The organism is Acidocella sp. MX-AZ03, assembly GCF_027626035.1.
Taxonomy (GTDB): Bacteria; Pseudomonadota; Alphaproteobacteria; order Acetobacterales; family Acetobacteraceae; genus Acidocella; species Acidocella facilis.
In genome coordinates, this window is record NZ_CP110774.1 from 1,426,543 (window position 1) to 1,453,314 (window position 26,772).

Genomic DNA, 26,772 nt, shown 5'->3' on the forward strand with positions numbered 1-26,772 from the left:
GGACATAACCACGCCCGGCTCAACGCAAACATCAATTCCCTTGCGGTGCCGACTCCGCCGCGCGGATCATCTGCCGGGCGCGCTTGAGCGCATCCAGCACGGTCTCCTCGCTGGTCAGGCGCAGCAGCGCGGACCAGTCCTCGCGCTGCGCCTCCGGCGCCTCGCCCATCAGCCGGCGAATATTGTCGCGGGCGCGCTGCAGCGCCTCCGGCCGCTCCTCCTCATCACTGATATAAGCCTGCTGCAAGGCGAAATAGGCTTGGCGCAGCGGGCTGGTGGCTTCCTCCGCCGGCATGATCTGCTTGCCGAAGAGAAAGCGCGCATGGCTGTTCAGCTCCAGCCGCGTGCGGGTTTTGAACCGGATGACCGCCCCATTGAGGATCATCGATTCACCCTGCTTCAATTCCAGGACCAGAGACGACATCACACCCCGCTTTTGCAAGATTGGAAGATGAACATGAGTCTGCCACGCCTCATGTTAACGGGGATGAAGCGCCGCTTACGCCGAGGGCATGGCCAGCGCCAAACGTCCGCCCAGCCGCACCGGCTCGATGCGTTTGGCCAGCCCGGTGGCGTCATCCGTCTCCACGAAAGCGCCGCACAGGGTCGCCGGGCCCTCCGCCGGGCTCAGCTTCTCACCCGGCATTTTGCGGATGAACCGGTTCAGCGCCGGGGCCTTCTGCATGCCGATGATCGAATCATAATCCCCGCACATGCCCAGATCCGTCGCGAAGCCGGTGCCGCCGGGTAAAATCTGGTGGTCGGCGGTGGGGATATGGGTGTGGGTGCCGGTGACGGCGGTGACGCGGCCATCGAAGGCATGGCCGAACGCCATTTTCTCCGACGTCGCCTCGGCATGGATGTCGATCAGGATGGCGTGGGCGGTGATGCCGAGCTTATGGCGGGTGAGCAGCTCATCGATGCCGCGAAACGGGCAATCCATCGCCTCCATGTAGAGCCGCCCCATCGCCTGCGCCACCAGCACCTTGCGCCCATCCGGCAACGTTGCCAGGCAGGCCCCCGCACCCGGCGTGCCGGGCGGGAAATTGATCGGCCGGATCAGGCGTTTTTCGCTGGCGATGTAGGGATGATCTCCCGGCGGTCCCAGGCATGGTTGCCCAGCGTGATCACATCCGCCCCGGCGGCGAAGAGCGCCTGCGCCATGTCCGGCCCCAGCCCGAAACCATGGCTGGCATTCTCGGCGTTCACCGCGACGAAATCCAGCTTCAGCGCCGCGCGCAGCTCAGGAATATGTTTGAGAGCCGCCTCGCGGCCGGAGCGGCCGAGCAGGTCGCCGAGCAGAAGAATACGCATGGGAGCGGTATAAGGGCTCCCTTGCCTGAAACAAAGCCGCTCAGCCCTGCTTTAAGCGCCGCAGCCCCAACGCGGCGCCGAGCCCCAGCGCCAGCAGCCCGGCATAGGCGGCGGTTTTATGCCGGCCGGAGAACATCTCCCAGCTAACCTCGCGCTCGACATCGTCAAACCGCCCATGCGCCGCCTCATCGCCAGGCACCGGCTTGAACAGATTGGCCGGGCGGTCCTCCGGCTCAGGCTCGCTGGTCAGCTGGCCGGAATAGCCCTGCCTGGCCAGCACCCAATCGGCAAAGCCCGGCGCGATGCGGTTGGCGAGAATGGCCTTCACCGTTGGGAACCCGACCCAGAGCTCCCGGCGCGGATGCTCGGCCGCGAACAGGATCGCCCGTGCCGGCACCTCCGGCGCATAAACCGGCGGCACCGGCATCGGCCGGCGGCCCATCTTGTTCAGCGCCCAGTTGAATTGCGGCGTGTTCACCGCCGGCAGATGCACCATGCAGAGCTTGATCTGGCTGCGGTCATGGATCAGCTCGCTGCGCAGACTGTCCGTGAAGCCGCGAATGGCGGATTTCGCCCCGCAATAGGCCGATTGCAGCGGCACCGAGCGATAGGCCAAAGCCGAGCCGACATTGATGATGGTGCCGACACCGCGTTTCTGCATCGCCGCCAGCGCCGCCAGGCAGCCATACACGGTGCCGAGATAGGTCACTTCCGTGGCGCGGCGGAATTCCTCCGGTGTCACCTTGGTCACTGGCGCGAACACTGTGGCCATGGCGTTATTGACCCAGACGCTGATCGGCCCGAATTCCTGCTCGATCGCCTGGGCAGCCTGGGAGACGGCATCGGCATCGGCCACATCCACCGAATGCCAGACGGCGCGCGCCCCCAGCCCCTGAATTTCGGCGGCGGCGGCCTGCAGCCGGCCCTCATCGCGCCCCAGCAACGCCACATCATAGCCCGCCTTGGCGAACATGGTTGCGGTGGCCCGGCCCACCCCGGCGCCAGCGCCGGTGACAACAACGATCTTGCTCATGGCTTCTCCCGTTCTGCGGTTGCTCCCCGCGATTTAGGCGCGGGCACGGGCGAATGCCGGCAGGTGGAGAAAGCTTCAGCCGGAGGTTAGAGCAATATGTGTTTAGGTTGACGCGCCAGCGTCAAGAAAAACACATGAAATTGCTCGCTAAAACAAAACTTAGAGCATCAAGCGAAAAGCTTGATGCTCTAAGAGGCTCTCGCGCACGGCCAGACGCGCGGCGTCCAGCCCCGCGAACAGCTCCTGATCCGTGCCGGTCAGCCAGGCCGGCGCGTCCATCCGGGCCAGGGCAGCGAACAAGGCGCCGCGCCGCTGCGCATCCAGATGCACCAGCGGCTCATCCAGCAGCAGCAGCGGCGGGGCGCCGCGCAGCGCGGTAATCAAAGCGACATGGCCGAGCACGATGCCGATCAGCATCGCCTTCTGCTGGCCGGTGGAGGAGAGCGCGGCGGGGCGGCCGGCCTGGGCATCGGCAATCAGCAGATCGGCCTTCTGCGGGCCGTAGCCTGAGGATTTCACCGCCGCATCGGTGGCGCGCGAGGCCGCCAGCGCGCCGCGCAGCCAGTCTTCCACATCCAGCGCCGGAGCCGCGTCCAGAAGCTGCGCGATCGGGCAGGCCAACCCCAGAGTCACCCGCGGAAACGGGTCCGCCGCGCCCGCCTCCAGGCTCGCATTCAGCCGCGCGATCAGCCCCAGCCGGGCCGCCGTGGCGGCGACGGCGTGGCGCGCCATCGCATCCTCCAGCCCCGCCACCCAGGCAGGGTCGTAACGCGGCTCGGCCAGCAGCCGGTTGCGCTGGGCGGAAGCACTCTCGAAGGCCGCGATCTCGCGCGCATGGAACGGCTCCAGCGCGATCACCAGACGATCCAGGAATTTACGCCGGCCCGACGCGGTATCCGTGAACAGCCGGTCCATCTGTGGCGTCAGCCAGACAGCGGCGAGCTGCTCCGCGACATCCGATTGCGCCCGGGGCTTCACCCCGTTGAGGCGGAATTCCCGCCGCTCCGGCGCCCCTTCCACCGCCCCGGTGCCGATCTCCAGCCCGTTGGAAAACTGTGCGGCCACCGCCCAGCCCCGGCGCAGCCCTGGCGCGCCAGCTCGGCGAATTTTGCCCCGCGCAGGCCGCGCCCAGGGACCAGCAGCGAGGCCGCTTCCAGCAGATTGGTCTTGCCCGCGCCGTTCGGGCCGGTGAATACCAGGCGCCGCGCCGGCGCCTCAAAGCGCAGCGTGGCGTAGGAGCGGAAATCGGTGAGGGTCAGGCGGGATAGCAATATGACGGCGGTCCTTTGCCGCTTTTTGAAAAAAGCGGCACCAAAAACTTTTGCTCACTGGCGGTGAAGCCCTGGCAACGGCGTGGAAAACACCCAGCACCCAGGCGCAAAAGGTTTTGGGCGCAGGCGGCCAAGGTTCCAGCACCGCGAAGCGGTGCTGGAAAGCCGCCGGAGGGCATGGCCCTTTTTTCAAAAAGGGCCACAAAACCTTCACACCCGCATCGGCATCAAAACATAAACCGCCGAGCTGTCATTCTCTTCACGCACCAGCGTCGGCGCGGCGCCGTCAGCGAAGGCGAATTCCACCTTGCCGGATTTGATCTGGTCGGTGACATCCGAAAGATAGCGCGCCTGGAAGCCGATTTCCAACGGCCCGGACTGGTAATCCACCAGATCCCCGCCCAGCTCCTCGGAGGCCGAGCCCTGCTCGGCGGAGGCCGCTGAGATCACCAGCAGCTCCTTCGCCAGCGAGAGCTTCACCGGCCGGTGCTTCTCCGCCGAAATCGCCGAGACGCGGCCGACCGCATCGTTGAAATCCTTCTTGTCCACCCGCAGGATCTTGTCATTCCCGCGCGGGATCACGCGGTCATAATCCGGGAAGGTGCCATCGATCAGCTTGCTGGTCAGGCGCATCGTGCCAATGGTGAACTGGATGCGCGTCTCGGAAAGCGCCACCTCCACCTCGCCGCTCGCCTCATCCAGCAGCTTGCGCAGCTCGGTCACGGTCTTGCGCGGCACGATGATGCCGGGCATGCCAGCCGCCCCGCTCGGGAGCGGCTCCTCAACGCGCGCCAGACGATGCCCGTCCGTCGCCACCGCGCGGATCACCGGGCCGTCCTGGCCCTCGGCGGCGTGCAGATAGATGCCGTTGAGATAATAGCGCGTCTCCTCGGTGGAGATGGCAAAGCGCGTGCGGTCGATCAGCCCGCGCAGCTCGATCGCCGAGAGCACGAAGCTGTGCGAGAGCTTGCCGGCATCGAGCTTCGGGAATTCCTCGACCGAGAGCGCCACCAGGCTGGTGGAATAGCGCCCGGCGCGCAGCGCCAGCGGCGCGTCCCCGCCCGGATGATCGAGCTCGATCACCGCATTCTCCGGCTGGCGGCGGACAATCTCATACAAGGTCGCCGCCGGCACGGTGATGGCGCCGTCGCGCAGCGTCTCCGCCGCCACCTCTTCCACCAGCGCGATCTCCAGATCGGTCGCGGCGATGGAAAGCCGGCCATTCTGCACCGAGAGCAGCACGTTGGCGAGAATGGGAATGGTATTGCGCTTCTCCACCACGTTCTGAACGTGAGCGAGCGACTTCATCAGCGTGGCGCGATCGGCCTTGAACTTCATGATACCCTTCCAGACTGCGATCGAATCACTTGGTTTGCGGCGCGATTCGGGCCTTAGAGTAGCAAGCTGACCAGGGGCTTGCAAAGCCAGGGATTCGGCCAAAGAAAAGGGCCCCGCGGGCCCCTTTCGCGCCACCGGCAAAGGCGGGCTCAGTTCTCCAGCATGCGCTTGAGCAGCTCGACATCCTCGGCGAAGGCGGCATCCTGGCCGATCAGCTCGGTCACCCGCGAGACCGCATGCATGACGGTGGTATGGTCGCGGTCGCCGAAATGCCGGCCGATATCGGGCAGGCTCTTCGAGGTGAGCTGCTTGGCCAGATACATTGCCACCTGGCGCGGCCGGGCGATGTTGCGCGCCCGCCGGGCGGAGCTCATCTCGGCGATGCGGATATTATAATGCTCGCAGACGCGTTTCTGGATCTCCTGGATGGAGATCTTGCGGTCATGCGCCTTCAGCACATCGTGCAGCACCTCATGCGCGGTATCCAGCGTCACCTGCCGGTTGAACAGGTTGGCGTGGGCGACGAGGCGGTTCAGCGCGCCTTCCAACTCACGGTTATTGCTGGTGATCTTGCGGGCGAGGAATTCCACCACCTTCGGCGGCACCTCCACCCCGGCGCGCTGCGCCTTGGCTTCCAGAATGGAATAGCGCAGCTCGAAGGTGGTGGCGTGCAGATCCGCGACGATGCCGCAGCCCAGCCGGGTGCGCAGACGATCCTCCAGCCCCGACAGATCGGACGGAGATTTGTCGGCGGAGATGACGATCTGCTTGCCCGCATCCACCAGCGCGTTGAAGGTGTGGAAGAATTCTTCCTGGGTGTTGTCCTTGCCGATCAGGAACTGCAGATCGTCGATCATCAGCACGTCGACGGAGCGCAGCTCGTTCTTGAATTCCAGCGTGGATTGCGAGCGCAGCGCGTTGATGAAGCGGTACATGAAGCGCTCGGCGGACATATAGGCCACCGAGACCGGCCGCCCGCCGCGCGCATTGGTGGACAGCTCCCAGGCGATGGCGTGCATCAGATGGGTCTTGCCCAGCCCGACACCGCCATAAAGGAACAGCGGGTTGAAGCCCGGCGTCGCCGGGCTCTCGGCCACCCGCCGCGCGCAGGCATAGGCGAATTCATTCGGCTTGCCGACGACGAAGGTCTCGAAGGTAAAACGCTGGTCCAGCCCGGCCATGTTCTCCTGGCGCGGCGCCGGCATCGCCGCCTGCCCGGCCACCGGCCGCGCGGCCGGCTCGGCCAGATCCGGGGCGGCCGGACGCGCGGAGGGCGCGCCAGTGCGGAACTCAACCCGCTTCACGCCCGGATTCTCAGCCTGCCAGAAGGAGGCGATCAGCTCGCCATATTCCTTGTTCACCCAGTCGCGCAGGAAGCGGGTCGGCAGCAGCACCACCGCCTCGTCGCCGGCAACACCGCCAAAGCTCACCTGCTTCAGCCAGGTGCGATATTCGACCTCACCCACTTCCGCCTGCAGCCGGGCGCGCACGCGGCCCCATTGCTCAGCCAGCCGTGCCTCTTCATTCCATATCATGGAGGTTTGCAGCGCAGCGCCGCCCTGACCAGAGGAATTGATCTCTAGGTTGATACCCATTCTGCTTTGCCTAACCCCGAACACAGCGCCGCAAAGGACCGATTCCGCAAAGCAAACCCTTGGGAAAAGGGCGCCTTCTCAGAAATGAGACAGTCCTGAACAGTCAATTGAGGCTTGGACATTAGGTCTAAACGCCTCGCCGAAGCAAGCCGACAAATGCGACAGCTTTGCGAACAAGCTGCTGACACTTCGTAAAAAACGTTTAAATTCAAAAGACTACAAATAAAAAACTTTCTTTGCGCCTACCTACTTGCCATAGCAAAAGCCTGGACTTGCAACCAAGAATAGAAAACCGCCGTATCTTGCCATTACAACAAGATGACGGCGGTTCAAAAACGTATATTTTTTGGGACAACCCGGAGGATTATCCCAACCGGCGCATTAAGCGGCGGCGACGGCCTTCACGCTGGCCGACAGGCGGGAGATCTTGCGGGCAACCGCATTCGCCTTCAGCACGCCCTTACCAGCCGCGCGCTGTAGCTCCGGCTGGGCAGCGATCAACGCGGCCTGCGCGGCTGCCTTGTCGCCAGCCGCCACGGCCTCTTCAACCTTGCGGATGAAGGTGTGGACGCGGGACTTGCGCGCCTTGTTGCGCGCCGTGCGCTTCAGCGTCTGGCGGATGCGTTTCTGGGCAGATGCGATATTGGCCATGTTATCCGAACAAAAAAGGTGTGTGTAATGGAGCGCGCCGTCTAGACCGCCCAAGGCGCCGCGTCAAGCACTTCCGCTAATTTCAGCTATTCCTGGATCACCCAGCTCTTGCGCAGCGCCGAGAGCACCTCCCAGGTACCGGTGAAGCCGGGCTCGATCACGAATTTATCCCCAGGCCCCGCCTCGATCCGCCGGCCATCATCGCCCTCCACCACGCAGGCGCCGGAGATGATCTCCATATATTCCCACTCGGTATAGGCGATCCGCCATTTGCCGGGGCTGGCTTCCCATTCCCCGGCGGCGAGTCCGCGTGCTGGGTTCTCATACAGCACGATCGTTCGCGCCACCGGTTCGCCGGAAATCACTTTTTCCGGCGCGATCGGACTCCATTCCGCCACCCCGGCGGGCGGCAGCTGCACCAGCCGGCTCATGGCTGCGCCCCCAAGGCCGCCGGGCCCGCCCCAGGCAGATAGCCCGGCACGGCGCCATTGGTGTTGAGCTGGCCGGGCACCGGCGCCGCCGGCGCCACGGGGGCGGTGGTCGTCGTGGTCGTGCTGGTGGCCATGCCATAGGCCGTGCCCACGCCCGGCGGGGCCGCCAGCGGCGCGGCCTGGATCACCCCGCCCCCGGCATCGGGGGAGGCCGCCGCCGGGGCGGCGGCGGCGGCGCTGGTCCAGGAAATCCAGTTCGGCAGGTTTTTCTGAATCTGGTATTGCAGCTGCACATTCATCTGCGTCATCAGCTGCTTGGTCAGGTCGTAATAGGCCACGCGCAGATCCTCCGGATTGCCGGACTCCGGCGCGCTATGGGTGGCGCCGACACTGGCCTCGGTGAAGCCGGTGGAGCGGCCATCGGCGCTGGCCAGATTCACATCGACCGTCATCGCGCCGACCAGATTGCCGCTGACATTATCAACCGAGGCGTTGGTGACCGTCACCGTCGCGGTGCCGGGCTGGCCGGCGGGCTGCAGGCGCTGGCGCAGCATCGTCTCCAGCGTCTCGGCCGGGGGGCGGGATCCTGGCTCGCGGCCAGCTGCTGGGAGGGGCTGGGCACGAAATTCGTCACCACATTCACCTGCGCCACCTTCAGCAGGATCGGCGGCAGATAGGAATAATCCAGCGGTTTCAGCACCGGGGCCGGTGGCGTCGAGCCGCAGGAGGCAAGCGCCAGCAGCGGCAAAGCGAGAAGCAGCTTCTTCATTCGGGGCTCCAAGGTCAGTTTGGGGCGGGCGCCCGGCGACATCCGCGCGGGCGAAACAAAAATCGAAATTGCAGAATTCGCAGGTCATCACGATCTGGCCCTCGACGGCCATATGGTCGAGATCCTCCTGGTTGAACCCTTCCAGAATGCCGCCCAGGCGCTGGCGCGAGCAGCGGCAGCCGAAGGAGAGCGCGCGCGGCTTGGAAACCGCCACGCCTTCGCCATGGAACAAGCGGTAGAGCAGCCGCTCGGGCGAGAGCGCATCATCCAGCAACTCCTCCTGCGTCACCGTCTCGGCCAGGATGCAAGCGGTGCGCCAGGCTTCCTCCTGCTCGCCCGCGGATATCTCCGGGCCGACACCGCCGGCCCCGGCGACACGCTCCATCACCAGAGCCGAGGCGCGCCACCCCCCCTCGCCTTCCGCCGCCGCCAGGAAAATCCGCGCCGGCAGCTGCTCGGAGGTGGAAAAATAATACTCCGCCATCTCGGTCAGGCTCTCGCCTTCGATGGCGACGATGCCCTGGCTCGGGTCCTTGTCCAGCCCCTGATCGACGGTGAAGGCGATATAGCCATTGCCGAAGAGCTGGCGCGCGGTAGCCTCCGGCGGGATCTCAGCCCCCGCCTCCACCCGCACATAGCCGCGCAGCGCCCCGGCCTCGGTGCAATCCACCACCAGCATCGGCACCGGGCCGTCGCCGCGAATCTGGATGGAGAAGGAGCCTTTGAATTTCAACGCGGTGGAGAGCCCGCCGCCAGCGCCAGCGCCTGGCCCAGCAAGGCGCGCACCGGGGCGGGATGCTGGTGCCGGGAGAGCAGCGTCGCCCCCAGCGGCCCCAGCCGCACCAGCCGGCCGCGCACCGGGCGCTCGGGCAGATAAAACGGAGTGACGCCGCGCGGCACGGAAAGATCCGGCACTTGCGGGCGGGTGGAATCAAGAAACGCGGGCAGCTCTGTCATGATGTGTCCCAAATAAGCATGTTTTCGCCCCGTTGCCACAAGCCCGGGAGAGGGTTAGCGGTTTCCCATGGCCAACGACTCCTCTGCCGACCACCCCTCCGCCGACCTCGGCGCCTATGTGAAGAAACTCGCCCGCGCCAGCGTGCTCGTGGTGGGCGACGCGATGCTCGACCGTTACACCTATGGCGAAGTGACCCGGGTGAGCCCGGAAGCGCCGGTGCCCATTCTCACCGTCACCCGCGAGGTGGCGATGCCGGGCGGGGCCGGGAATGTGGTGCGCAATTTGATCGCGCTCGATGCCTCGGCGGCCTTCGTCTCGGTCGTCGGCGATGACCAGGCGGGCTCGGACCTGACCGGGCTGATCGGCGGGCAGGAGCGTGTGGAGCCCTGGCTGCTGGTGCAGAACGGCCGCACCACGACAATGAAGACCCGCTATATCGCGCAAGGCCAGCATCTGATCCGCGCCGACCGCGAGGAGCGCATCGCCCTGCCGGAGAAGCTCTGCGAGCGGCTGCTGAAGATCGCCCTGGATGCGATGGCGGCCACGACTGTCACCGTGCTCTCGGACTATAATAAAGGTGTGCTCAGCGCCCCGGTCTGCGCCGCTCTGATCGAAGGCGCGCAGAAACTCGGGCGCAAGATCATCGTCGATCCCAAGGGCCGCGACTATGCCCGCTATAAGGGCGCGGATATCCTCACTCCCAACCGCAAGGAACTGGCCGAGGCCACCAACATGCCGGTGGAGAGCGAGGCGCAGATCGTCACCGCCGCCAAGGCGCTGATCGCCTGGTATGGCTTCGGCGCGGTGCTGGTGACGCGCTCCGAGGACGGGATGAGCCTGATCACCGCCGAGGAGGTGCTTCATTTCCCCGGCGAGGCGCGCGAGGTCTATGACGTCTCCGGCGCCGGGATACGGTGGTGGCGGCCCTGGCCGCCTGCATCGCCGCCGAGGTGCCGCTGGTGGAGGCTGCAAGGCTGGCCAATATCGCCGGCGGCATCGTCGTCGCCAAGGTCGGCACCGCTGTCGCCCGCCCGGCGGATCTTCTCGCCCATATCGCCCCCGCCACCGGGGCGCTGCAGAAAATCGTCACCCCGTCCGCCGCCGCCGAGATGGCCGAGCGCTGGCGCCTGCGCGGCTATAAGGTCGGCTTTACCAATGGCTGTTTTGATCTGCTGCATCCGGGCCATGTGCATCTGCTGGAGCAATGCCGGGCGATGTGCGACCGGCTGATCGTCGGCATCAATGCCGATGCCTCGGTGCAGCGTCTGAAAGGCCCGACCCGCCCGGCCCAGGGCGAGGCGGCGCGGGCCGCGGTGCTGGCCTCGCTCGCCTCGGTCGATCTGGTCTGTCTGTTCGAGGAAGATACCCCGATCGAGCTGATCAAGCTGATCAAGCCGGACGTGCTGATCAAGGGCGCGGATTATACCCGCGAAACCGTCGTCGGCGCGGATCTGGTGGAGAGCTGGGGCGGCAGTGTAGCGCTGGCCCAGCTGCTTCCCGGCCATTCCACCACCGCCACCCTCGCCCGGCTGAGGGGCTGAGCCATGACCAAACTTCCCCTCGGCCCGAGGTCGATACCTGGCCGCGCCCGCTGCCCGCCCGGCAGAAATTTCTGGGCGCGCGCGTCAGCCTGGAGCCGCTCACCCGCCGCCATGCGCTGGAACTGTTCGAGGCCTCGCAATTCGCCGAGGACAGTTTCACCTATATGTCCTTCGGCCCGTGGAAGAGTGTGGCCGAGGTGGAAGCGCTGATTGCCGGCTTTTACGCCGACCCGCTGGCCGCCTTCTGGGCGGTGCGGCCGACCACCATCGGCCGTGTCTCCGGCTTTCTCTCGCTGATGAATATCGAGCCAAAGAATGCCGCCATCGAGCTTGGCAATATCTGGTTCGGCCCGGAGCTGCGCCGCACCCGTGCCGCGACCGAGGCGATGTTCCTGATGCTGCGCCACGCGGCGGAGGATCTCGGCTATCGCCGGCTGGTCTGGAAATGCAACGCGCTCAACGAGCCTTCCAAACGCGCCGCGCTGCGCCTGGGCTTTTCCTATGAGGGCACGCTGCGCGCGCATATGGTGGTGAAGGGGCGCGAACGCGACACCGCGATGTATGCGATGCTCGGGCATGAATGGCCGCAACAGCGCGATGCGATTCTCGCCTGGCTGGATGAGGCGAATTTCGATGCGCAGGGCAATGCGATCAAATCACTGAAAGAGCTGCGCGGCTAGAGCAATATGGGTTTATCTTGACGCGACAGTGTCGACCTAAACACATGAAATGGCTCGCCAAAACAAAACTTAGAGCATCAAGCTAAAAGCTTGATGCTCTAACACGCGCCTACATACAGGGCTCCTTCACCCCGGATTTGATCAGCAGCCAGTTCATCGGAAACGCCGTGGCGAAGCCGATGATCATGCCGATCTGCATCATGAACCAGTAGGTGGCGCTGTCCGGCTGCAGGCTGGGGCCGAAAAACACGAAGCGGGTGAGCGCCATCCAGGCGAACAGCCCGACCTCGAAGGCGGTGAGCGACCAGAAATCCGCGTTCACCGCCGCCTTGATGCCCTCTGCCGGCTGCAGCCCGCGCATCGGCACGATGGAATAATATTGAAAGACGATGCCGAGCAGGAAGGCGAAGGCATAATCCAGCACCAACTGCCCGCGAACACCGAGCCGGCGATCGCCAGCCCTGAGAAAAACACCAAAAACTCGGCGACAATATCGCCCAGCGTGCAGCCCGCCCGCAATGGGTGGTGCCGGCGAAGACCTGCACCCAGAACGGTTTGTCATCGCCGTGATGATGATGGTGATGATGCGCGTGATGCGATGCCGGCGCCGCGCGCCCCAGCCGCCAATAGGCCCAGAGCCCGAGCGGCCCGAAATATAAGGCGGTGACCGGCCAGACCGGGTTCATCACCGCCATCGCCTGCGGGCGGGCACGCAGATCCCACAAAATAATCAGCGCACTGATGAACGCGGCGGCCAGGGACAGCATCGCCACATCATTGAGCCAGGCCGGAACCATCCGCGCCTCCTTCGCTGTAACATCTATGTTGCAACATAGCTTGGGCAGCCCGGCGAAAATTCAACCCGGCGCGTTGATGACGATCACGTCAGCCGCGCCACCTCCGCCCGCAATTTCGGCAAAATCTCCTCACCAAACCAAGGGTTTTTCTTCTCCCACCCGGTGGTCCGCCAGGAGGGGTGCGGCAGCGGCAGAAACCGCCCCGGCGCCTGCGCGCGCACCCTCTGCGTCATGCTGCCCTTGCCCAGATAGCGCCTTTGCGCATAGCCGCCGACCAGCAGGATCAGCTCAAGCTGCGGCAGATGGCGCAACAGCGCCTCATGCCAGAGCGGCGCGCATTCCGGGCGCGGCGGGGCATCGCCGCCATTGCGCAGCCGGCCGGGATAGCAGAAGCCCATTGGCATGAAATTCAGCCGGGTTTCATCGTAGAAAACCTCCCGGCCAATCCCCATCCAATGCCGCAGCCGATCGCCGGAGGCATCGTCGAACGGCAGGCCGCTGGCATGCACCTTGGTGCCCGGCGCCTGCGAGATCACCAGCAGCTTCGCGGTGGGCGAGACCCGGAACACCGGCCGCGCCCCAGCGGCAAAATGTCATGGCAGACGCGGCAGGCCCGCGCCGAAGCCGCGACGCCGCTCAGCCCTCCTGCTTCCAGATCCGCCTTTTGGTCGCCAGCGCCACCAGCGTCAGGAAGGCGAAGAAGATCCCCGCCCTGATCCCCAGAACATGCCGGGCGGTGAGGTTTGGATCGGACGCCCATGTCAGAAACTCCGCGATGTCCGCGGCTTCCTGCGCCTGTGTGGCCTTGGTCCCGTCCGCGTAAGTCACCGCATTGTCCCGCAGCACCGGCGGCATGGCAACCTGCCCGCCCGGATAAGCCCGGTTGTAGTAATGCCCTGGCAGCATCGTCACCCCGGCCGGGGCCGGGGCAAAGCCGGTGAGGAAGCGATAAATATAGCGCGTGCCATCGCGGCGCTGGGCGACGATGCTGGAGAGATCCGGCGGCACCGCCCCGCCCATGCTCATCGCCGCGGGGGCCTTGAACACATCATCCGGGGTGGCGGGCTGGCCGGTGGCCAGCTTCACCGCATTGGCAAGCCCGGCGATCTGCGCCGTATCCAGCCCGATTCCCGCGAGATCCCGGTAATGTAGCTGGTTGAGGCTGTGGCAGCTGGCGCACACGCCCTGATACACCGCCAGCCCGCGCTGGGCGGCTTCATCATCGATATGTCCGAAGGCGCCGGAGGAGGGGAAAGACGGGGGCTGCGCCTGCGCCGCCCCACCCGCCAGCAGCCCGAGTGCTAAGCCCGACATCAGCAAAACGCGCATTATTTGGCCTCCGCGGCGGTGACGAGGGGGGTGAGCACGAGGAAATGGATGAAAAACCAGATGCCGAAAATGATCTGCGGCACCGGCGCGCTGGCGCAGCCCAGAGCCAGCACATCCAGCCCCAGCAGCAGCGTCAGCCCGCGATAGAGCCGGCCGGGCGGGGCGCCGTTGGAGCGGTCCAGCCAGGGGAGTGCATAGAGGGCGGCGGCGGCGAGGATCACCACCAAAATCGCCCCGCCATCACCCGGGATCAGCCCGGCAAGATGCGCCACCGGCCGCAAATACCAGGGATAGGAGATTACCATCGGCAGCACATCGCCCGGCAGCATGGCCTGGGCGCTCTGCCCCCAATGCGGGGCGAAGGCCAGCAGCAGCGTGAACAACAGCGCCAGCGCCGCCAAGGCCGCGAAATATTGCGACGCATAGACCGGCCAGAACGCCACCGCCCGGCCCTCCGGCGCCGGCCGCGCCCGCCGTGCCGCGCAGCGCGCCCAGCAGATCACCCAAACCGCGCAAGCCGCCAGCAGCACATGGAACACCAGCAGCCGAGCCAACGTGCCGGGCCGGACGGGCCACCGAAAATCCACAGCGCCACCGCGCCGGGAAAGCCCGGCAGGGTCAGCGCGGCATCGCTGGCACGGGTGAGCGAGAGCGCGCCCCCTGCCCCGCCCTGCAGCACGAAGCCCAGCCAGCCGGTGAGCAGCAGCACCGCCAGCAGCTTCACCCAGAGCATCCAGGCAAACCGCGCCGGGCCACGATAGCCGCGGGTCAGCAGCAGCCGGAACAGCTGCGCATATAGCGCCAGAAACGCCAAAGACGCGCCGGTATTATGGTAGCCCAGCACCAGCCAGCCGCCATTCACCTCGCGATTGATCATCTGCACCGCGCCATAGGCGTCGCGCGGATTATAATACACCGCCAGCACCGCGCCCGAGGCCAGCAGCAGCGCCAGCAGCGCCCCCAGCAGCGTTGGCAAGGTCGCATGCCAGGCTCCGCCAGGCGCGCGATCCTTCATCAGATACGGGCAGGCAACGCCCTGATTCGCCTCCGATTGCATTGGCGCGTCCTAACCCAGCTGGAGTTGGTGTTTATCGATGAAGCGAAAGCGCGGGATGGCTAGGTTTCGCGGCGCCGGCCCGGCCCGCACCCGCCCCAGCGCGTCATATTCGCTGCCATCGCAGGGGCTGACCCAGCCGCCATAATCGCCACGCGGATCGCCCGGCGCGCTCCCCTGCAAGGCGCAGGGCGCGCCGGTATTCATGCCGATCACCACGACGATATGCCCATCATCCGGCGCCACCCGTTCGGAGACCTCCTGCGGGTCAGGCAAGGCGCTCATCGGCACAATCTGGGCGGCGGCGAGCTGCTGGTCGGTCAGCCGGCGGATCAGGATGGTCTGCCCGCCCCATTGCACCGTCTTGGTGGCATTTTCGGCAATATCGGAGACCAGCACCACCGGCCGGGCCGCATCCAGCCCCGCCGCGTCCGGGTTCAGCGCGTCGATCAGCGGCCAGGCGATCGCCCCCACCCGATGGCGCCGCCCGCCACGGCCAGAAGCCTCAGGAAGTCGCGCCGGGTTTCGGTCCCATGCGCCGCAAGCGCATCCGCTGTTGGTTCAGCCATGTGTTCGCTCCCTGGAGGAGTTAAGTCTCCTCCCTTGGTTGCAGCGTGGCAAGGCAATGAAAAAATTTCAAGTGTGGATCGATGGCCGGGCATGGCTTAAGCAGGCGCCATGACCAGCCCGCCCCCCATGCCGCCCTGAAACAGGACGCCGCCACCTGGTTCGCCGCCCTGCGCGACCGGATCTGCGCCGAATTCGAGACGATCGAGCAGGAAGCCGGCGGCGCTGCCCGGTTCCAGCGCACCAGCTGGGAGCGCCCGGGCGGCGGCGGCGGCACGATGAGCGTGCTGCGCGGCCAGGTATTCGAGAAGGCCGGGGTGAATATCTCGGTGGTGGATGGCACGCTGAGCCCGGATTTCGCCGCGAAAATTCCCGGCACCGAGGCAGGTGCGGTGTTCTGGGCGGCGGGGATCTCGCTGGTCGTGCATCCGCGCAGCCCGAAAATCCCGGCGGTGCATATGAATACCCGCATGATCGTCACCGCCAAGGGCTGGTTCGGCGGCGGCGGGGATCTCACCCCGCTGCAGCCCGGCACGCCGGAAGCCACCGAGGATGCCGCCTTCTTCCACGCCGCCTATCAGGCCGCCTGCGATGCGCACGATCCCGGCTATTATGAAAAATTCAAAGCCTGGTGCGATGAATATTTCTATCTCCCGCATCGCAATGAACCGCGCGGCGCCGGCGGGATTTTCTATGATTATCTCGATAGTGGCGATGTCGCGGCGGATTTCGCCTTCACCCGCGATGTCGGCCAGGCCTTCCTGGCGGCCTACCCGCCGATCGTGCGCCGCCGGCGCGAAGCCCCCTATACGCCGCAGGAGCGCGAGGCGCAGCTGATCCGCCGCGGCCGCTATGTGGAGTTCAACCTGCTCTATGACCGCGGCACCACATTCGGGCTGAAAACCGGCGGCAATACCGAGGCGATCCTGATGTCGATGCCGCCCGAAGTGAAATGGCCCTGAGCCCGACGCGAGCATGCAAAAAGGCCGGAGCAATGCTCCGGCCTTTTCATTACTGGGTGATGCCCACACCGCGCGGGGTGATGATCACCGAGGGCATCGGCGCCACGTAAACCGGCGGCGGCGGGGGTGGCGCGTAATAGACCGGCGGGGGCGGGGGCGGCGGCGCGTAATAATAGCCTGGCGGCGGACCGGCATAGACCGGCACGCCCGGCCCCCAGACCGGGGCCGGGCCGATATAGCCATAGTCCGGGCCCCAACCGGCATACCAGTGCCAGATATGACCCGCCCCCACCAGCCATGATCATGCCAATCATGGTAGGGGCGGCCATCCCAATGCCCGCCGGGGCCACCGTGCCAGTCGCCACCGTCATGCCAACCGCCACCGCCGTGCCAGTCGCCGCCGCCATGGCCGTGATCGCCCCAGTCCGCGAAGGCCGGGGCGACGCCAGCGCCGGCCAGGCCCATCGCCACGGCACCCGCCAGCAAAATCTGTCTCATCGTCATGGGTTGTCCCCTTCGCACATTCTGGCCTGAATAGGCGCCCCGCCTGTGGCAACAGCACGCCCCAAGAAGGGCGGAAACAAGGCGGCGGAATGAAATTGAATTAATTTATTTAATGTCATGATTATTCAAGAAATTCACTTGCGAATTACGCGCGGATAAGGGAAGATTCAAGCGGTTTCAACAACCCGGCTTCACGTTTAGGGAATGGCTCTGTGCTCCGCGCGATAAAAAACCGCCTTCGTGGCCTGGTGGCGCCTGCTATTTTTCTGGCGCTCACCTATTATTTTGGATGGAACGCCATCCACGGCAAAAGCGGGCTGGAGGCGCAGGCCGCGCAGCGCGCGCAGCTGGCCGCCGTGCAGAAGCAGGCGGATGCCACCCATCAGCGCCTGGTGCTCTGGCAGACCAAGGTGGCCGACCTCAATGGCCAGGCGATTCAGCCCGACATGCTGAACGAGGAAGCCCGCAACGTGCTGAGCCTCGCCGACCCGAACGACCTCGTCGTCGAGCTGCCGCCGCACAAATCCGCCGAATGATGATTTCGTTTTAGAGCCTCACCCTAAGCAGCGGCGCCTTTCGGCGCCGTTTTTTTTGAAATTTTATGAGCCGCCTTCTACCTACCCCGGGCTTCGGATGCATGAATTAACTACTTTTTGGTTAATTTAATTTGTTGCAACTGCGAAGAAGAGTTTTTACAGAGCTTTCTCTTGCGCGGCGCACCAACATTGGCATAGCTGCGAGCGGACGATCAAAACCCGGGAGCCAAGAGACATGGCCGTTAGCCCTGACAAATCGAGAAAATCCGCAAAGAAGCCCGCCGAGGTGATGAGCAAGGACGAATTGCTCAAGGCCTATGAGAGCATGCTGCTGATCCGCCGCTTCGAGGAGAAGGCGGGCCAGCTTTACGGCATGGGCCTCATCGCCGGCTTCTGCCATCTTTATATCGGCCAGGAGGCCGTGGTGGTCGGCATGCAGCATTGCCTCAAGGAAGGCGATCAGGTCATCACCTCCTACCGCGACCACGGCCATATGCTGGCCTGCGACATGGACCCCAAGGGCGTGATGGCGGAGCTGACCGGGCGCATCGGCGGCTACTCCAAGGGCAAGGGCGGCTCCATGCACATGTTCAGCAAGGAGAAAGGCTTCTTCGGTGGGCATGGCATCGTCGGCGCCCAGGTCTCGCTGGGGGCGGGCCTCGCCTTCGCCAACTGGTATCGCGAGAACGACAATGTCTGCCTCACCTATTATGGCGAAGGTGCCTCCAACCAGGGGCAGGTCTATGAGAGCTACAACCTCGCGGCGCTGATGAAGCTGCCGGTGGTGTTCATCATCGAGAATAACCGTTACGCCATGGGCACCTCGGTCGAGCGCGCCTCCGCCTCGCGCGATCTCTCGCTGAACGCCGCCGCCTGGGGCATGCCCAGCCTGGCCGTGGACGGCATGGATGTGCTGGCGGTGAAGGAAGCCGGTGAGCAGGCGGTGGCGCATTGCCGCGCCGGCAAGGGCCCGTTCCTGCTGGAGATGAAGACCTATCGCTATCGCGGCCACTCAATGTCCGACCCGGCGAAGTACCGCACCCGCGAAGAGGTGCAGAAAATGCGCGCCGAGCATGACTGCCTGGATTCCGCCCGCAAGAAGCTGGAGGAGGCCGGCATCGCCGAGGCCGATCTGAAGAAGCTGGATGAGGCGATCAAGGCCCGGGTGCAGGAGGCGGCTGATTTCTCGCAAAGCTCGCCCGAGCCCGATCCGTCCGAACTTTACACTGACGTGCTGCTGGAGGGCTAAGACACCATGACCGACATTCTGATGCCCGCCCTCTCCCCCACCATGACCGAGGGCAAGCTCGCCAAATGGCTCAAGAAAGTGGGCGATGAGGTGAAGTCCGGCGATGTTCTGGCCGAGATCGAGACCGACAAGGCGACCATGGAGGTGGAAGCCGTCGATGAAGGCACGCTGACCGCCATTCTGGTCGAGGAAGGCACTGAGGGTGTCGCCGTGAACGCGGTGATCGCCCAGCTCAATGGCGGCTCGGACGCCGCCAAGCCCGCCCCGGCCCCAGCACCCAAGGCCGAGGCTGCGGCCCCGAAGGCCGAAGCCCCGAAAAAAGCGCCCACCACGCCGCAGGAGCCGGTCGAGAAGGAATGGGGCCCGACCAAGACCATGACCGTGCGCGAAGCCTTGCGCGAAGCCATGGCCGTCGAAATGCGCGCCGATAAGGACGTGTTCCTGATGGGCGAGGAAGTCGCCCAGTATCAGGGCGCCTATAAGGTCAGCCAAGGCCTGCTGGACGAATTCGGTGCGCGCCGCGTCATCGACACCCCGATCACCGAGCATGGCTTCACCGGCATGGCCGTGGGTGCGGCGATGAACGGGCTGAAGCCGATCCTGGAGTTCATGACCTTCAACTTCGCCATGCAGGCGATCGACCAGATCATCAACTCCGCCGCCAAGACGCTCTATATGTCCGGCGGCCAGATGGGCGCGCAGATCGTCTTCCGCGGCCCCAACGGTGCCGCCGCCCGTGTCGGCGCCCAGCACAGCCAGTGCTACGCCTCCTGGTACGCGCATTGCCCGGGCCTGAAGGTCGTCGCCCCCTGGTCCGCCGCCGATGCCAAGGGCCTGCTGCGCGCCGCCATCCGTGACCCCAACCCGGTCGTGTTCCTGGAAAACGAGATCCTGTACGGCCACTCCTTCGAGGTGCCGGAAGATGAGGATTTCATCCTGCCGATCGGCAAGGCCAAGATCGAGCGCGAAGGCAGCGATGTCACCATCATCGCCTTCTCGATCATGGTGGATACGGCGCTGAAGGCGGCTGAGACGCTGGCCGAGCAGGGCATCTCCGCCGAGGTCATCAATCTGCGCACCATCCGCCCGCTGGATACCGAGACCATCGCCGCCTCGGTGAAAAAGACCTCGCGCGTGGTGAGCCTGGAGGAAGGCTGGCCCTTCGCCGGTATCGGCTCCGAGATCATCGCCACCGTCACCGAGCATTGCTTCGACTGGCTGGATGCCCCGCCGGCGCGCGTGGCCGGCGTTGACGTGCCGATGCCCTATGCGGCCAACCTTGAAAAACTGGCGCTGCCCCAGCCCGACTGGGTGGTGGATGCCGTCAAGAAACTGTTCTGATCCGGGAGGCGTTCAACATGGCCATTAACATCCTGATGCCGGCCCTCTCACCGACCATGACCGAGGGCAAGCTCGCGAAATGGGCGAAGAAGGAAGGCGATGAGATCAAGTCTGGCGACGTGATCGCCGAGATCGAGACCGACAAGGCGACCATGGAAGTGGAAGCCGTCGATGAAGGCTTCCTCGGCAAGATCCTGGTGCCGGAAGGCACTGAGGGGGTTGCGGTGAATGCGGTGATCGGGCTGATCACCGCCTCCAAGGACGAGAAGGTGGACGGCCCTGCCCCCGCCGCCGCGCCCAAGGCGGAAGCGCCGAAGGAAGAGGCCAAGGCTGAGGCGCCAAAGGCCGCCCCAGCAGCAGCTCCCGCCGCCTCGCATGGTGAGCGGATCTTCGTCTCGCCCTTGGCCAAGCGCATCGCCAAGCAGTCCGGCATCGATCTGGCCACCATCAAGGGCTCCGGCCCGAATGGGCGGATCGTGAAGGCGGATCTGGACGGCAAATCCGCCACCGCGCCGAAGGCCGAAGCCGCGCCGGCTGCTGCCCCGGCCGCCGCCGCGCCGAAGCCGGCCGCCCCGGCCCCGGTCATCACCGCGCCGCATAAGAAGATCCCCAACTCCACCATGCGCAAGGTCATCGCCAAGCGCCTGACGGAATCCAAGCAGACCGTCCCGCATTTCTACCTCACGGTGGATATCGAGCTGGACAAATTGCTGGCGCTGCGCGGCGAGCTGAACGGCAAGTCGCCGAAGGACGGCCCGGGCGCCTTCAAGCTCTCGGTGAATGATCTCGTCATCAAGGCCTGCGGCGTCGCCCTGGCCCGGCACCCGGCGGTGAATGCCTCCTGGACCGATGAGGCGATCATTCAGTACGACAATGTCGACATCTCCGTCGCCGTTGCCGTCCCGGATGGTCTGATCACCCCGATCGTCAAGAACGCCGACAAGCTCGGCCTGGCCGGCATTTCCAACGCGATGAAGGATCTCGCGGGCCGTGCCAAGGCCGGCAAGCTGAAGCCCGAGGAATTCCAGGGCGGCGGCTTCTCCATCTCCAATCTGGGCATGTATGGCATCAAGGATTTCTGCGCCATCGTGAACCCGCCGCAGGCCGCCATTCTGGCTGTCGGTGCGGGGGAGAAGCGGGCCGTGGTGAAGGGCGATGAGATCAGGATCGCCACGGTGATGAGCGTCACCCTGTCCACCGACCACCGCGTGGTCGATGGCGCGCTGGGCGCTGAATTCCTGCAGACCCTGAAGGGCCTGATCGAAGAGCCGCTGAGCCTGATGCTCTAACCCCGCTGGGCCGAGGGCTTTGGCTGCGCCACGCCCCCGGCCCAGGTTGCAAAAGTTTTTTGCGCCGCTTTTTTTCAAAAAAGCGGCATAAAAAGGAACTCCAAAATGGCTGACAAATTCGACGTTATCGTGGTCGGCGGTGGCCCGGGCGGCTATGTCGCCGCCATTCGCGCCGCGCAGCTGAAGCTGAAAGTGGCACTGGTCGAGGCCAAGCATCTGGGCGGCATCTGCCTGAACTGGGGCTGCATCCCGACCAAGGCGCTGCTGCGCTCGGCCGAGGTGAAGCATCTGATCGACCATTCCGAAGCGTTCGGCATCACCGTTGGCGATGTGAAGGTGGATCTGGCCAAGGTGGTGGCGCGCTCACGCGCTGTCTCCAAGCAGCTCTCGGGCGGCATCGGCCATCTGATGAAGAAGAACAAGGTCACCGTCTATGACGGCTATGGCAAGCTCGCAGGCTCGGGCAAGCTCTCCGTGACCAAGGACGGCAAGCCGCTCGCCGAGCTGGAAGCCCCGCACATCATCCTGGCCACCGGTGCCCGTCCCCGCCAGATCCCGGCCTTGAGGTCGATGGCAAGCAGATCATCTCCTATTTCGAGGCGATGGTGCCGGAAACCCTGCCGAAATCCCTGCTGATCATGGGCTCTGGTGCCATCGGCATCGAATTCGCCAGCTTCTACAACACGCTGGGCGTGGATGTGACCGTGGTGGAGATGGTCGACCGCATCATGCCGGTGGAAGACGCCGAAATCTCAGCCATCGCCCGCAAGCAGTTCGAGAAGCAGGGGATCAAGATCCTGACCTCCGCCGTGGTCAAAAAGGCCGAGAAGGGGGCGAAATCCGTCAAGGTGACGGTCGAGGCCGGCGGCAAGGAACAGATCTTCGAGGTCGAGAAAGTGATCTCGGCGGTCGGCATTGTCGGCAATGTCGAAAATATCGGTCTGGAAGGCACCAAAGCGAAGGTCGATCGCACCCATGTGGTGGTGGATGGCTATGGCAATACCGGCGAGCCGGGCGTCTATGCCATTGGCGATCTGGCCGGCCCGCCCTGGCTGGCGCACAAGGCGAGCCACGAGGCGATCGTCTGCGTCGAGAAAATCGCCGGGCTCAACCCGCACCCGTTCGAGACCGGCAACATCCCCGGCTGCACCTATGCGCACCCGCAGGTGGCCAGTGTCGGCCTCACCGAGGCCAAGGCCAAGGAAGCCGGGCATGAGGTCAAGGTTGGCCGCTTCCCGCTGATCGGCAATGGCAAGGCGATTGCCCTGGGCGAACCGGACGGGCTGGTGAAAACCATCTTCGACGCCAAGACCGGCGAATTGCTCGGCGCCCATATGGTCGGGCCGGAAGTGACGGAGATGATCCAGGGCTATGTCATCGCCCGCCAGCTGGAAAGCACCGAGGCCGAGCTGATGGAAACGGTGTTCCCGCACCCCACCGTCTCGGAAGCCATGCACGAATCCGTGCTTGACGCTTACGGCCGGGTCATCCACTTCTAGACCAGCGCGGCGCTCCCGCAATGTGATAAAGCGAGCCGGATGGAGACATCCGGCTCTCGGTAGCGCCCCCTTTGCAGGGGGCGTTTCTTTTAGGGATAAGTGGAATCATGGCCACACGTATCGAGATCGACCACCGGGTCCGGCATCCGGAAAAGCAGCACCGGAAAGACAATCCGATCGCCCGCAAGCCGGACTGGATCCGCGTCAAGGCGCCGACCCACCCGGTCTATCACGAGACCCGCGCCTTGATGCGCGACAAGAAGCTGACCACCGTGTGCGAGGAAGCGGCCTGCCCGAATATCGGCGAATGCTGGTCCCAGCGCCACGCCACGATGATGATCATGGGCGAGATCTGCACCCGCGCCTGCTCCTTCTGCAATGTCTCCACCGGCCTGCCGAACGCGCTGGATGCGGATGAGCCGCGCCGCGTCGCCGAGGCCGTGGCCCAGCTCGGGCTGCGCCATGTGGTGATCACCTCGGTCGATCGTGACGATGTGCCCGATGGCGGGGCGGCGCATTTCGCCGCCGTCATCGCCGCCGTGCGCGACGCCGCCCCCGCCACCACCATCGAAATCCTCACCCCGGATTTCCTGCGCAAGCCCGGCGCCATCGCAATGGTCACCGCCGCCAGGCCGGACGTGTTCAACCATAATTTCGAGACCGTGCCCCGCCTCTACCCGACCATCCGGCCCGGCGCGCGCTATTATCAATCCATCCGCCTGCTCGACCAGGTGAAGCAGCTCGATCCGTCGATCTTCACCAAATCCGGCCTCATGGTTGGCCTGGGCGAGAGCAAGTCCGAGATTTCCCAGGTGATGGATGATCTGCGCATCGCCGATGTGGATTTCCTCACCATCGGGCAATATCTGCAGCCCACGGTGAAGCATGCCGCGGTGGAGAAATTCTGGACGCCCGAGGAGTTCGAGGAGCTGGCCGGCATGGCCCGCGCCAAGGGCTTCCTGCAGGTCTCAGCCACCCCCCTCACCCGCTCCTCCTATCATGCCGATGCGGATTTCGAGCAGCTGCGCGCCGCCCGGGCCAAGCAGCTGGCGGGCTGAGCACGCCCCCGCATGACCAAGTTCGCGCAGCAGAAAATCGTCCCCTATACGCCCCAGCAGCTCTACGCGCTGGTGGCGGATGTGGCCAAATATCCGAAATTCCTGCCCTGGTGCGTGGGGGCGCGGATCCGCAGCCATGTGAACAACCTGATGATCGCGGATCTGACCATCGGCTTCGGCCCGTTCCGGGAGAGCTTCACCTCCCGCGTCACGCTGCTGCCCGGCTCGGGCGAGGGCCCCTGTGCCATCCGCGTGGAATATGAGAACGGCCCGTTCAAATATCTGCATAATCGCTGGGATTTCGCCCCGCACCCGGAGGGCTGCGCGGTGGATTTCTTCGTCGATTTCGAATTCCGCAACATCATCCTGCAGAAGGCCATCGGCGCGGTGTTCACCGAGGCGGTGCAGATGATGGTCAACGCCTTCCTCAAACGCGCCGCCAGCGTCTATGGCGAGCCGCCCAGACCAGCCCCCGCCCCCACCGGCCAGCCCGCCCCGCAGGTGAAGTGAGCGGCGTTTGCGTCCCGCACGGGAACTGCGTCAAGCGGCCGGCTGATATCCAAGCGCGGCCCCCAGATCGCGGAAATGGGCCAGCAGGCTGTCATAATGGCCCAACGCCACCGCTTCGGACGCATCCGGGTAGGTTCGCGCATAAAATAGCGGATCGAAATTTTGTATCACATGCTCCCGGCGCGCGCCGATGGCCAGATAATGCGCCAGAGCCGTGCCGCGCCCCTCCCGCACATCCAGCGCCGCATCCGCATTGCGCGCCAGATAGCGCGTGCCGTCGAAATCCTTGAGCTCGATCCGGCTTGGCTTGCGTTTCTCCAGCCGGGCGAGCATGTCGCGCAATTCCTGCGCCGTGGCAAACCGCGCCTGCGCGCCGAGCAGATCCTGCATTTGCCAAAACCGCGCGGGATTGGCCTGCAGCCCAACCGCCGTAACCGGCGGCAGCAAGACATAGCGAAACGCCGGCTCCTCCAGGGGCAGATAAAGCTGCCCCACCTGCAAGACCGGGCTGAACATGCCACCGACCGGCACATAGGTGCGCTGCGCCTCGCTCAACCAGGCCGCCAGCCAGGAGAATGTCGAAATGCTCAGCGCCAGATTGGCGGACCGGCGCAGCACCTCGAAATCATAACCGGGACTGGTACCGGCAACGAACTGCGCCCGCGGAAAGGCGGCGCGCAAGCCGGCACTATAAGAGTCCTCGCCAAGCTGCCCGTAAAACACCAGCTCCAGGCCGCTCTCTTCCTGTAATTTCGCGTAATACGCCGGAGGCAGCGGAAAATAGCCAGGATACTCGCCGTTCAGGATCTCGTTCGCGCGCACGCTGCAGACCAGCTGGCCGGGGCCAAATCCCTGCACGGCCTCCTGCCCCGGAACAGGCGGCAGCAAGGCCCGGCAGGTCGCGCGCGACGGGTAATGTGAGACATGAAAACAATACCCCTCCAGACAGATCGCATCCACCTCATCACGATCCAGGCACGCCGCCAGCCCGGCCACGTCCAGATGATAATCGTCTCCCGTGCCCGCACTTTCACGGGCGGGCGGGCGGGGCGCCGGCGCCTCGCGCTGCCACATCGGCAGCTGGATATTGGTCACAACCGCCCCAGCCACACGCCGCGCGATTCCCTCAGCGGTGAGATATTGCAGCGCCCTGTTGCCAATATTTCCATGCGGGTGGATCCAGACCTGTTTGCGCCCGCGCCAGCCCGGCACCGGCACCGCCCGCAACACCCCATCGCGCGCTTGCAGCTCCAGCGTGGCCAGGTCCTGTTGAAGTGGCAGCGGCAACTGGCCGGGCAACTCCACCACATGTTCGCCGAAAAACAGATTGAAGGCGCAAAACCCCGCCTTGACCGGCGAACCGCCATTCACCGACCAGTATTGCGCCACGATCCGGTGGATCAGCTCAACATCGCGCGCCGGCACCGGCAGAAAATGCTCCCATTCCTTGGCTGCAGCGGAGAGAAAGCTCAGCTCGCCATCCGGCCGGGCCACGAGAAAAAGTTCATCAGCATGAAACAGCAGACTGCCTTGGTAATGCCCCTCCTGAATGGCGAGGGTCGAAGGCAGGTTGGGGAGGGTGGCCCGCTCGGCATGCGCCACGGAAAGAATGGCGCCGGTCGGGGTTGGCTCCAGCCCCAGCACGATATGCTGGGGTTCCAGTGCGTCCGGTGCCCGGTGCACCAGTGAGGATGAGCCTGTGTCCAGACATATCAGCGTGCCGAACCAGGTGAACATCGCAATGCGGGGTAAGGGCGGCAAGGGCGCAAGAGCTTTTTGCATGCGCACCAAAGGTTAAGCCAACGAAACAGATGCGTCCATCGCTTCAATCCACCCAGACCAAATTATGATGGTCAAAAATGCGCGGCATATCCGGCTTGATGATCTGGAAAAACGGCGAGATGTCGAAATCACGCGGCGTGAACAGGCCGGTATCGTGGATATGATAGATCTCCCGCACCTTCGCCGCTGCCGCCCCGGGGGCACTGAGGACGGGATCTCGGGCAGGATCGGATAATGCGCCGCCTGAAACGCCTCAGCCACCAGGGTTGAGCAGATCGCCCGGCTGGGATCGGCGGAGCCGACCGCGATCGCCCGCCGCCGCCAGGCGCGCGGCACCGGCAGCGGCACCATATAGCGCGCCAGATCCGCCACATGCTTCAGGTCATATTGCGCGCCCAGCCTGGCCTGCGCGTGGGCAACGACGATATCCGCATCCGCCTCGGTCAGGCTGATCGGCCGGCAGACGCGCAGATGGTAAGGCGCCAGCTCCGAGAGCGGAAAGCGCCGCACGCCCTGCAGCACATCCGCCTCGATGCACATGCCCCCGCCCGCATACAGCACCGCATGCGACCAGCTGGACTGGGTGAGATATTTGATCACCGCGCTGATGCGCAGATTACCCTCGACCAGGATCACATCGGCCTTGCGCAGCAACGCCTGCAGCGCGACCAGATCCACCGGCAGGGCCGGGGCGGCCTCGACCTCCTGGGTCAG

The 26,772-nt window shown here is 65.0% G+C and carries 24 protein-coding genes and 5 pseudogenes; 10 read left to right on the forward strand and 19 right to left on the reverse strand.

Annotation, left to right across the window (positions count from 1 at the left end):
• Positions 1–31 precede the first annotated feature (31 nt).
• The 9 genes and pseudogenes from GT370_RS08105 to hslO all read right to left on the reverse strand — a co-directional run.
• Complete coding sequence (locus GT370_RS08105) at positions 32–424, reverse strand: flagellar FlbT (RefSeq protein ID WP_008492296.1); 393 nt, start codon at positions 422–424, stop codon at positions 32–34.
• A gap of 75 nt (positions 425–499) precedes the next feature.
• Positions 500–1,314: pseudogene (locus GT370_RS08110) on the reverse strand (TIGR00282 family metallophosphoesterase).
• 40 nt (positions 1,315–1,354) lie between these two features.
• A complete protein-coding gene (locus tag GT370_RS08115; RefSeq protein WP_008492292.1) occupies positions 1,355–2,347 on the reverse strand; it encodes an SDR family oxidoreductase in 993 nt (330 codons plus the stop codon).
• Between the two features lie 159 nt (positions 2,348–2,506).
• Positions 2,507–3,621 (reverse strand): annotated as a pseudogene (recF, locus tag GT370_RS08120) (DNA replication/repair protein RecF).
• 207 nt (positions 3,622–3,828) lie between these two features.
• A complete protein-coding gene (dnaN, locus tag GT370_RS08125; protein WP_008492289.1) occupies positions 3,829–4,956 on the reverse strand; it encodes a DNA polymerase III subunit beta in 1,128 nt (375 codons plus the stop codon).
• Between the two features lie 149 nt (positions 4,957–5,105).
• Positions 5,106–6,491, reverse strand: a complete 1,386-nt coding sequence (dnaA, locus tag GT370_RS08130; protein WP_051622366.1) for a chromosomal replication initiator protein DnaA — start codon at positions 6,489–6,491, stop codon at positions 5,106–5,108.
• A 441-nt stretch (positions 6,492–6,932) separates the two neighbouring features.
• Complete coding sequence (rpsT, locus tag GT370_RS08135; protein WP_008492286.1) at positions 6,933–7,202, reverse strand: 30S ribosomal protein S20; 270 nt, start codon at positions 7,200–7,202, stop codon at positions 6,933–6,935.
• Between the two features lie 86 nt (positions 7,203–7,288).
• Positions 7,289–7,633: a cupin domain-containing protein gene (locus tag GT370_RS08140; RefSeq protein ID WP_039884654.1), complete on the reverse strand. Its 345-nt coding sequence runs from the start codon at positions 7,631–7,633 to the stop codon at positions 7,289–7,291.
• Positions 7,634–8,436: 803 nt separating this feature from the next.
• Positions 8,437–9,359 (reverse strand): annotated as a pseudogene (gene hslO / locus GT370_RS08145) (Hsp33 family molecular chaperone HslO); the annotation flags it as partial.
• A gap of 67 nt (positions 9,360–9,426) precedes the next feature.
• Between hslO and rfaE1 the strand changes: the two are divergent.
• Positions 9,427–10,901: pseudogene (rfaE1, locus tag GT370_RS08150) on the forward strand (D-glycero-beta-D-manno-heptose-7-phosphate kinase).
• Positions 10,902–10,990: 89 nt separating this feature from the next.
• Positions 10,991–11,581, forward strand: a complete 591-nt coding sequence (locus GT370_RS08155; RefSeq protein ID WP_270184368.1) for a GNAT family N-acetyltransferase — start codon at positions 10,991–10,993, stop codon at positions 11,579–11,581.
• Between the two features lie 109 nt (positions 11,582–11,690).
• Here GT370_RS08155 and GT370_RS08160 read toward each other — a convergent pair whose 3' ends face one another.
• The 7 genes from GT370_RS08160 to GT370_RS21360 form a co-directional block, all read right to left on the reverse strand.
• Positions 11,691–12,005 carry a DUF4396 domain-containing protein gene (locus tag GT370_RS08160; protein ID WP_270184203.1) on the reverse strand — a complete coding sequence of 105 codons (315 nt, stop codon included), beginning with the start codon at positions 12,003–12,005 and terminating at the stop codon, positions 11,691–11,693.
• A 456-nt stretch (positions 12,006–12,461) separates the two neighbouring features.
• The gene (locus GT370_RS08165; protein ID WP_333490038.1) at positions 12,462–12,947 is read right to left on the reverse strand and encodes a uracil-DNA glycosylase family protein; all 486 of its coding nucleotides are present in this window, start codon (positions 12,945–12,947) and stop codon (positions 12,462–12,464) included.
• Positions 12,948–13,014: 67 nt separating this feature from the next.
• A complete protein-coding gene (locus GT370_RS08170) occupies positions 13,015–13,707 on the reverse strand; it encodes a cytochrome c1 (protein WP_008492276.1) in 693 nt (230 codons plus the stop codon).
• Entirely contained in the window at positions 13,707–14,246 is a 540-nt protein-coding gene (locus tag GT370_RS08175) for a hypothetical protein (RefSeq protein WP_270184204.1), read from the reverse strand. Before GT370_RS08175 ends, GT370_RS08170 begins: the two co-directional genes overlap by 1 nt.
• A complete protein-coding gene (locus GT370_RS08180) occupies positions 14,207–14,764 on the reverse strand; it encodes a cytochrome b N-terminal domain-containing protein (RefSeq protein ID WP_270184205.1) in 558 nt (185 codons plus the stop codon). The genes GT370_RS08175 and GT370_RS08180 overlap by 40 nt, the downstream gene beginning before the upstream one ends.
• A gap of 9 nt (positions 14,765–14,773) precedes the next feature.
• Positions 14,774–15,235, reverse strand: a complete 462-nt coding sequence (gene petA / locus GT370_RS08185) for a ubiquinol-cytochrome c reductase iron-sulfur subunit (RefSeq protein WP_270184206.1) — start codon at positions 15,233–15,235, stop codon at positions 14,774–14,776.
• Positions 15,211–15,423 (reverse strand): twin-arginine translocation signal domain-containing protein, encoded by a 213-nt coding sequence (locus GT370_RS21360; RefSeq protein WP_442865508.1) that lies wholly within the window; start codon positions 15,421–15,423, stop codon positions 15,211–15,213. The genes petA and GT370_RS21360 overlap by 25 nt, the downstream gene beginning before the upstream one ends.
• On the opposite strand from GT370_RS21360, the gene hemF reads away from it, so the two are divergent.
• Positions 15,412–16,290 (forward strand): oxygen-dependent coproporphyrinogen oxidase, encoded by an 879-nt coding sequence (hemF, locus tag GT370_RS08190; RefSeq protein WP_270184207.1) that lies wholly within the window; start codon positions 15,412–15,414, stop codon positions 16,288–16,290. The two genes, GT370_RS21360 and hemF, sit on opposite strands and share 12 nt — an antisense overlap.
• A 49-nt stretch (positions 16,291–16,339) precedes the next feature.
• Here the strand turns inward: hemF and GT370_RS08195 are convergent, their stop codons facing one another.
• Positions 16,340–16,582 carry a hypothetical protein gene (locus tag GT370_RS08195; protein WP_270184208.1) on the reverse strand — a complete coding sequence of 81 codons (243 nt, stop codon included), beginning with the start codon at positions 16,580–16,582 and terminating at the stop codon, positions 16,340–16,342.
• Between the two features lie 460 nt (positions 16,583–17,042).
• On the opposite strand from GT370_RS08195, the gene GT370_RS08200 reads away from it, so the two are divergent.
• The 7 genes and pseudogenes from GT370_RS08200 to GT370_RS08230 all read left to right on the forward strand — a co-directional run bounded on the left by GT370_RS08200 (position 17,043) and on the right by GT370_RS08230 (position 24,276).
• Positions 17,043–17,330 carry an FtsB family cell division protein gene (locus tag GT370_RS08200; protein WP_162173902.1) on the forward strand — a complete coding sequence of 96 codons (288 nt, stop codon included), beginning with the start codon at positions 17,043–17,045 and terminating at the stop codon, positions 17,328–17,330.
• A gap of 289 nt (positions 17,331–17,619) precedes the next feature.
• Positions 17,620–18,579 carry a pyruvate dehydrogenase (acetyl-transferring) E1 component subunit alpha gene (gene pdhA, locus GT370_RS08205; protein ID WP_008492269.1) on the forward strand — a complete coding sequence of 320 codons (960 nt, stop codon included), beginning with the start codon at positions 17,620–17,622 and terminating at the stop codon, positions 18,577–18,579.
• A gap of 6 nt (positions 18,580–18,585) precedes the next feature.
• Positions 18,586–19,920: a pyruvate dehydrogenase complex E1 component subunit beta gene (locus tag GT370_RS08210; RefSeq protein ID WP_270184209.1), complete on the forward strand. Its 1,335-nt coding sequence runs from the start codon at positions 18,586–18,588 to the stop codon at positions 19,918–19,920.
• A 17-nt stretch (positions 19,921–19,937) separates the two neighbouring features.
• Positions 19,938–21,209 (forward strand): pyruvate dehydrogenase complex dihydrolipoamide acetyltransferase, encoded by a 1,272-nt coding sequence (locus tag GT370_RS08215; protein WP_008492266.1) that lies wholly within the window; start codon positions 19,938–19,940, stop codon positions 21,207–21,209.
• 105 nt (positions 21,210–21,314) lie between these two features.
• Positions 21,315–22,708 (forward strand): annotated as a pseudogene (gene lpdA / locus GT370_RS08220) (dihydrolipoyl dehydrogenase).
• Positions 22,709–22,815: 107 nt separating this feature from the next.
• Positions 22,816–23,766, forward strand: coding sequence for a lipoyl synthase (gene lipA, locus GT370_RS08225; protein ID WP_008492263.1), 951 nt, complete (start codon positions 22,816–22,818; stop codon positions 23,764–23,766).
• 12 nt (positions 23,767–23,778) lie between these two features.
• Positions 23,779–24,276: a type II toxin-antitoxin system RatA family toxin gene (locus tag GT370_RS08230; protein ID WP_008492262.1), complete on the forward strand. Its 498-nt coding sequence runs from the start codon at positions 23,779–23,781 to the stop codon at positions 24,274–24,276.
• 30 nt (positions 24,277–24,306) lie between these two features.
• On the opposite strand, the gene GT370_RS08235 is transcribed toward GT370_RS08230, so the two are convergent.
• Positions 24,307–26,058, reverse strand: coding sequence for a hypothetical protein (locus tag GT370_RS08235; RefSeq protein ID WP_144052609.1), 1,752 nt, complete (start codon positions 26,056–26,058; stop codon positions 24,307–24,309).
• A 12-nt stretch (positions 26,059–26,070) separates the two neighbouring features.
• Complete coding sequence (locus tag GT370_RS08240) at positions 26,071–26,736, reverse strand: hypothetical protein (RefSeq protein WP_270184210.1); 666 nt, start codon at positions 26,734–26,736, stop codon at positions 26,071–26,073.
• Positions 26,737–26,772: the final 36 nt, after the last annotated feature.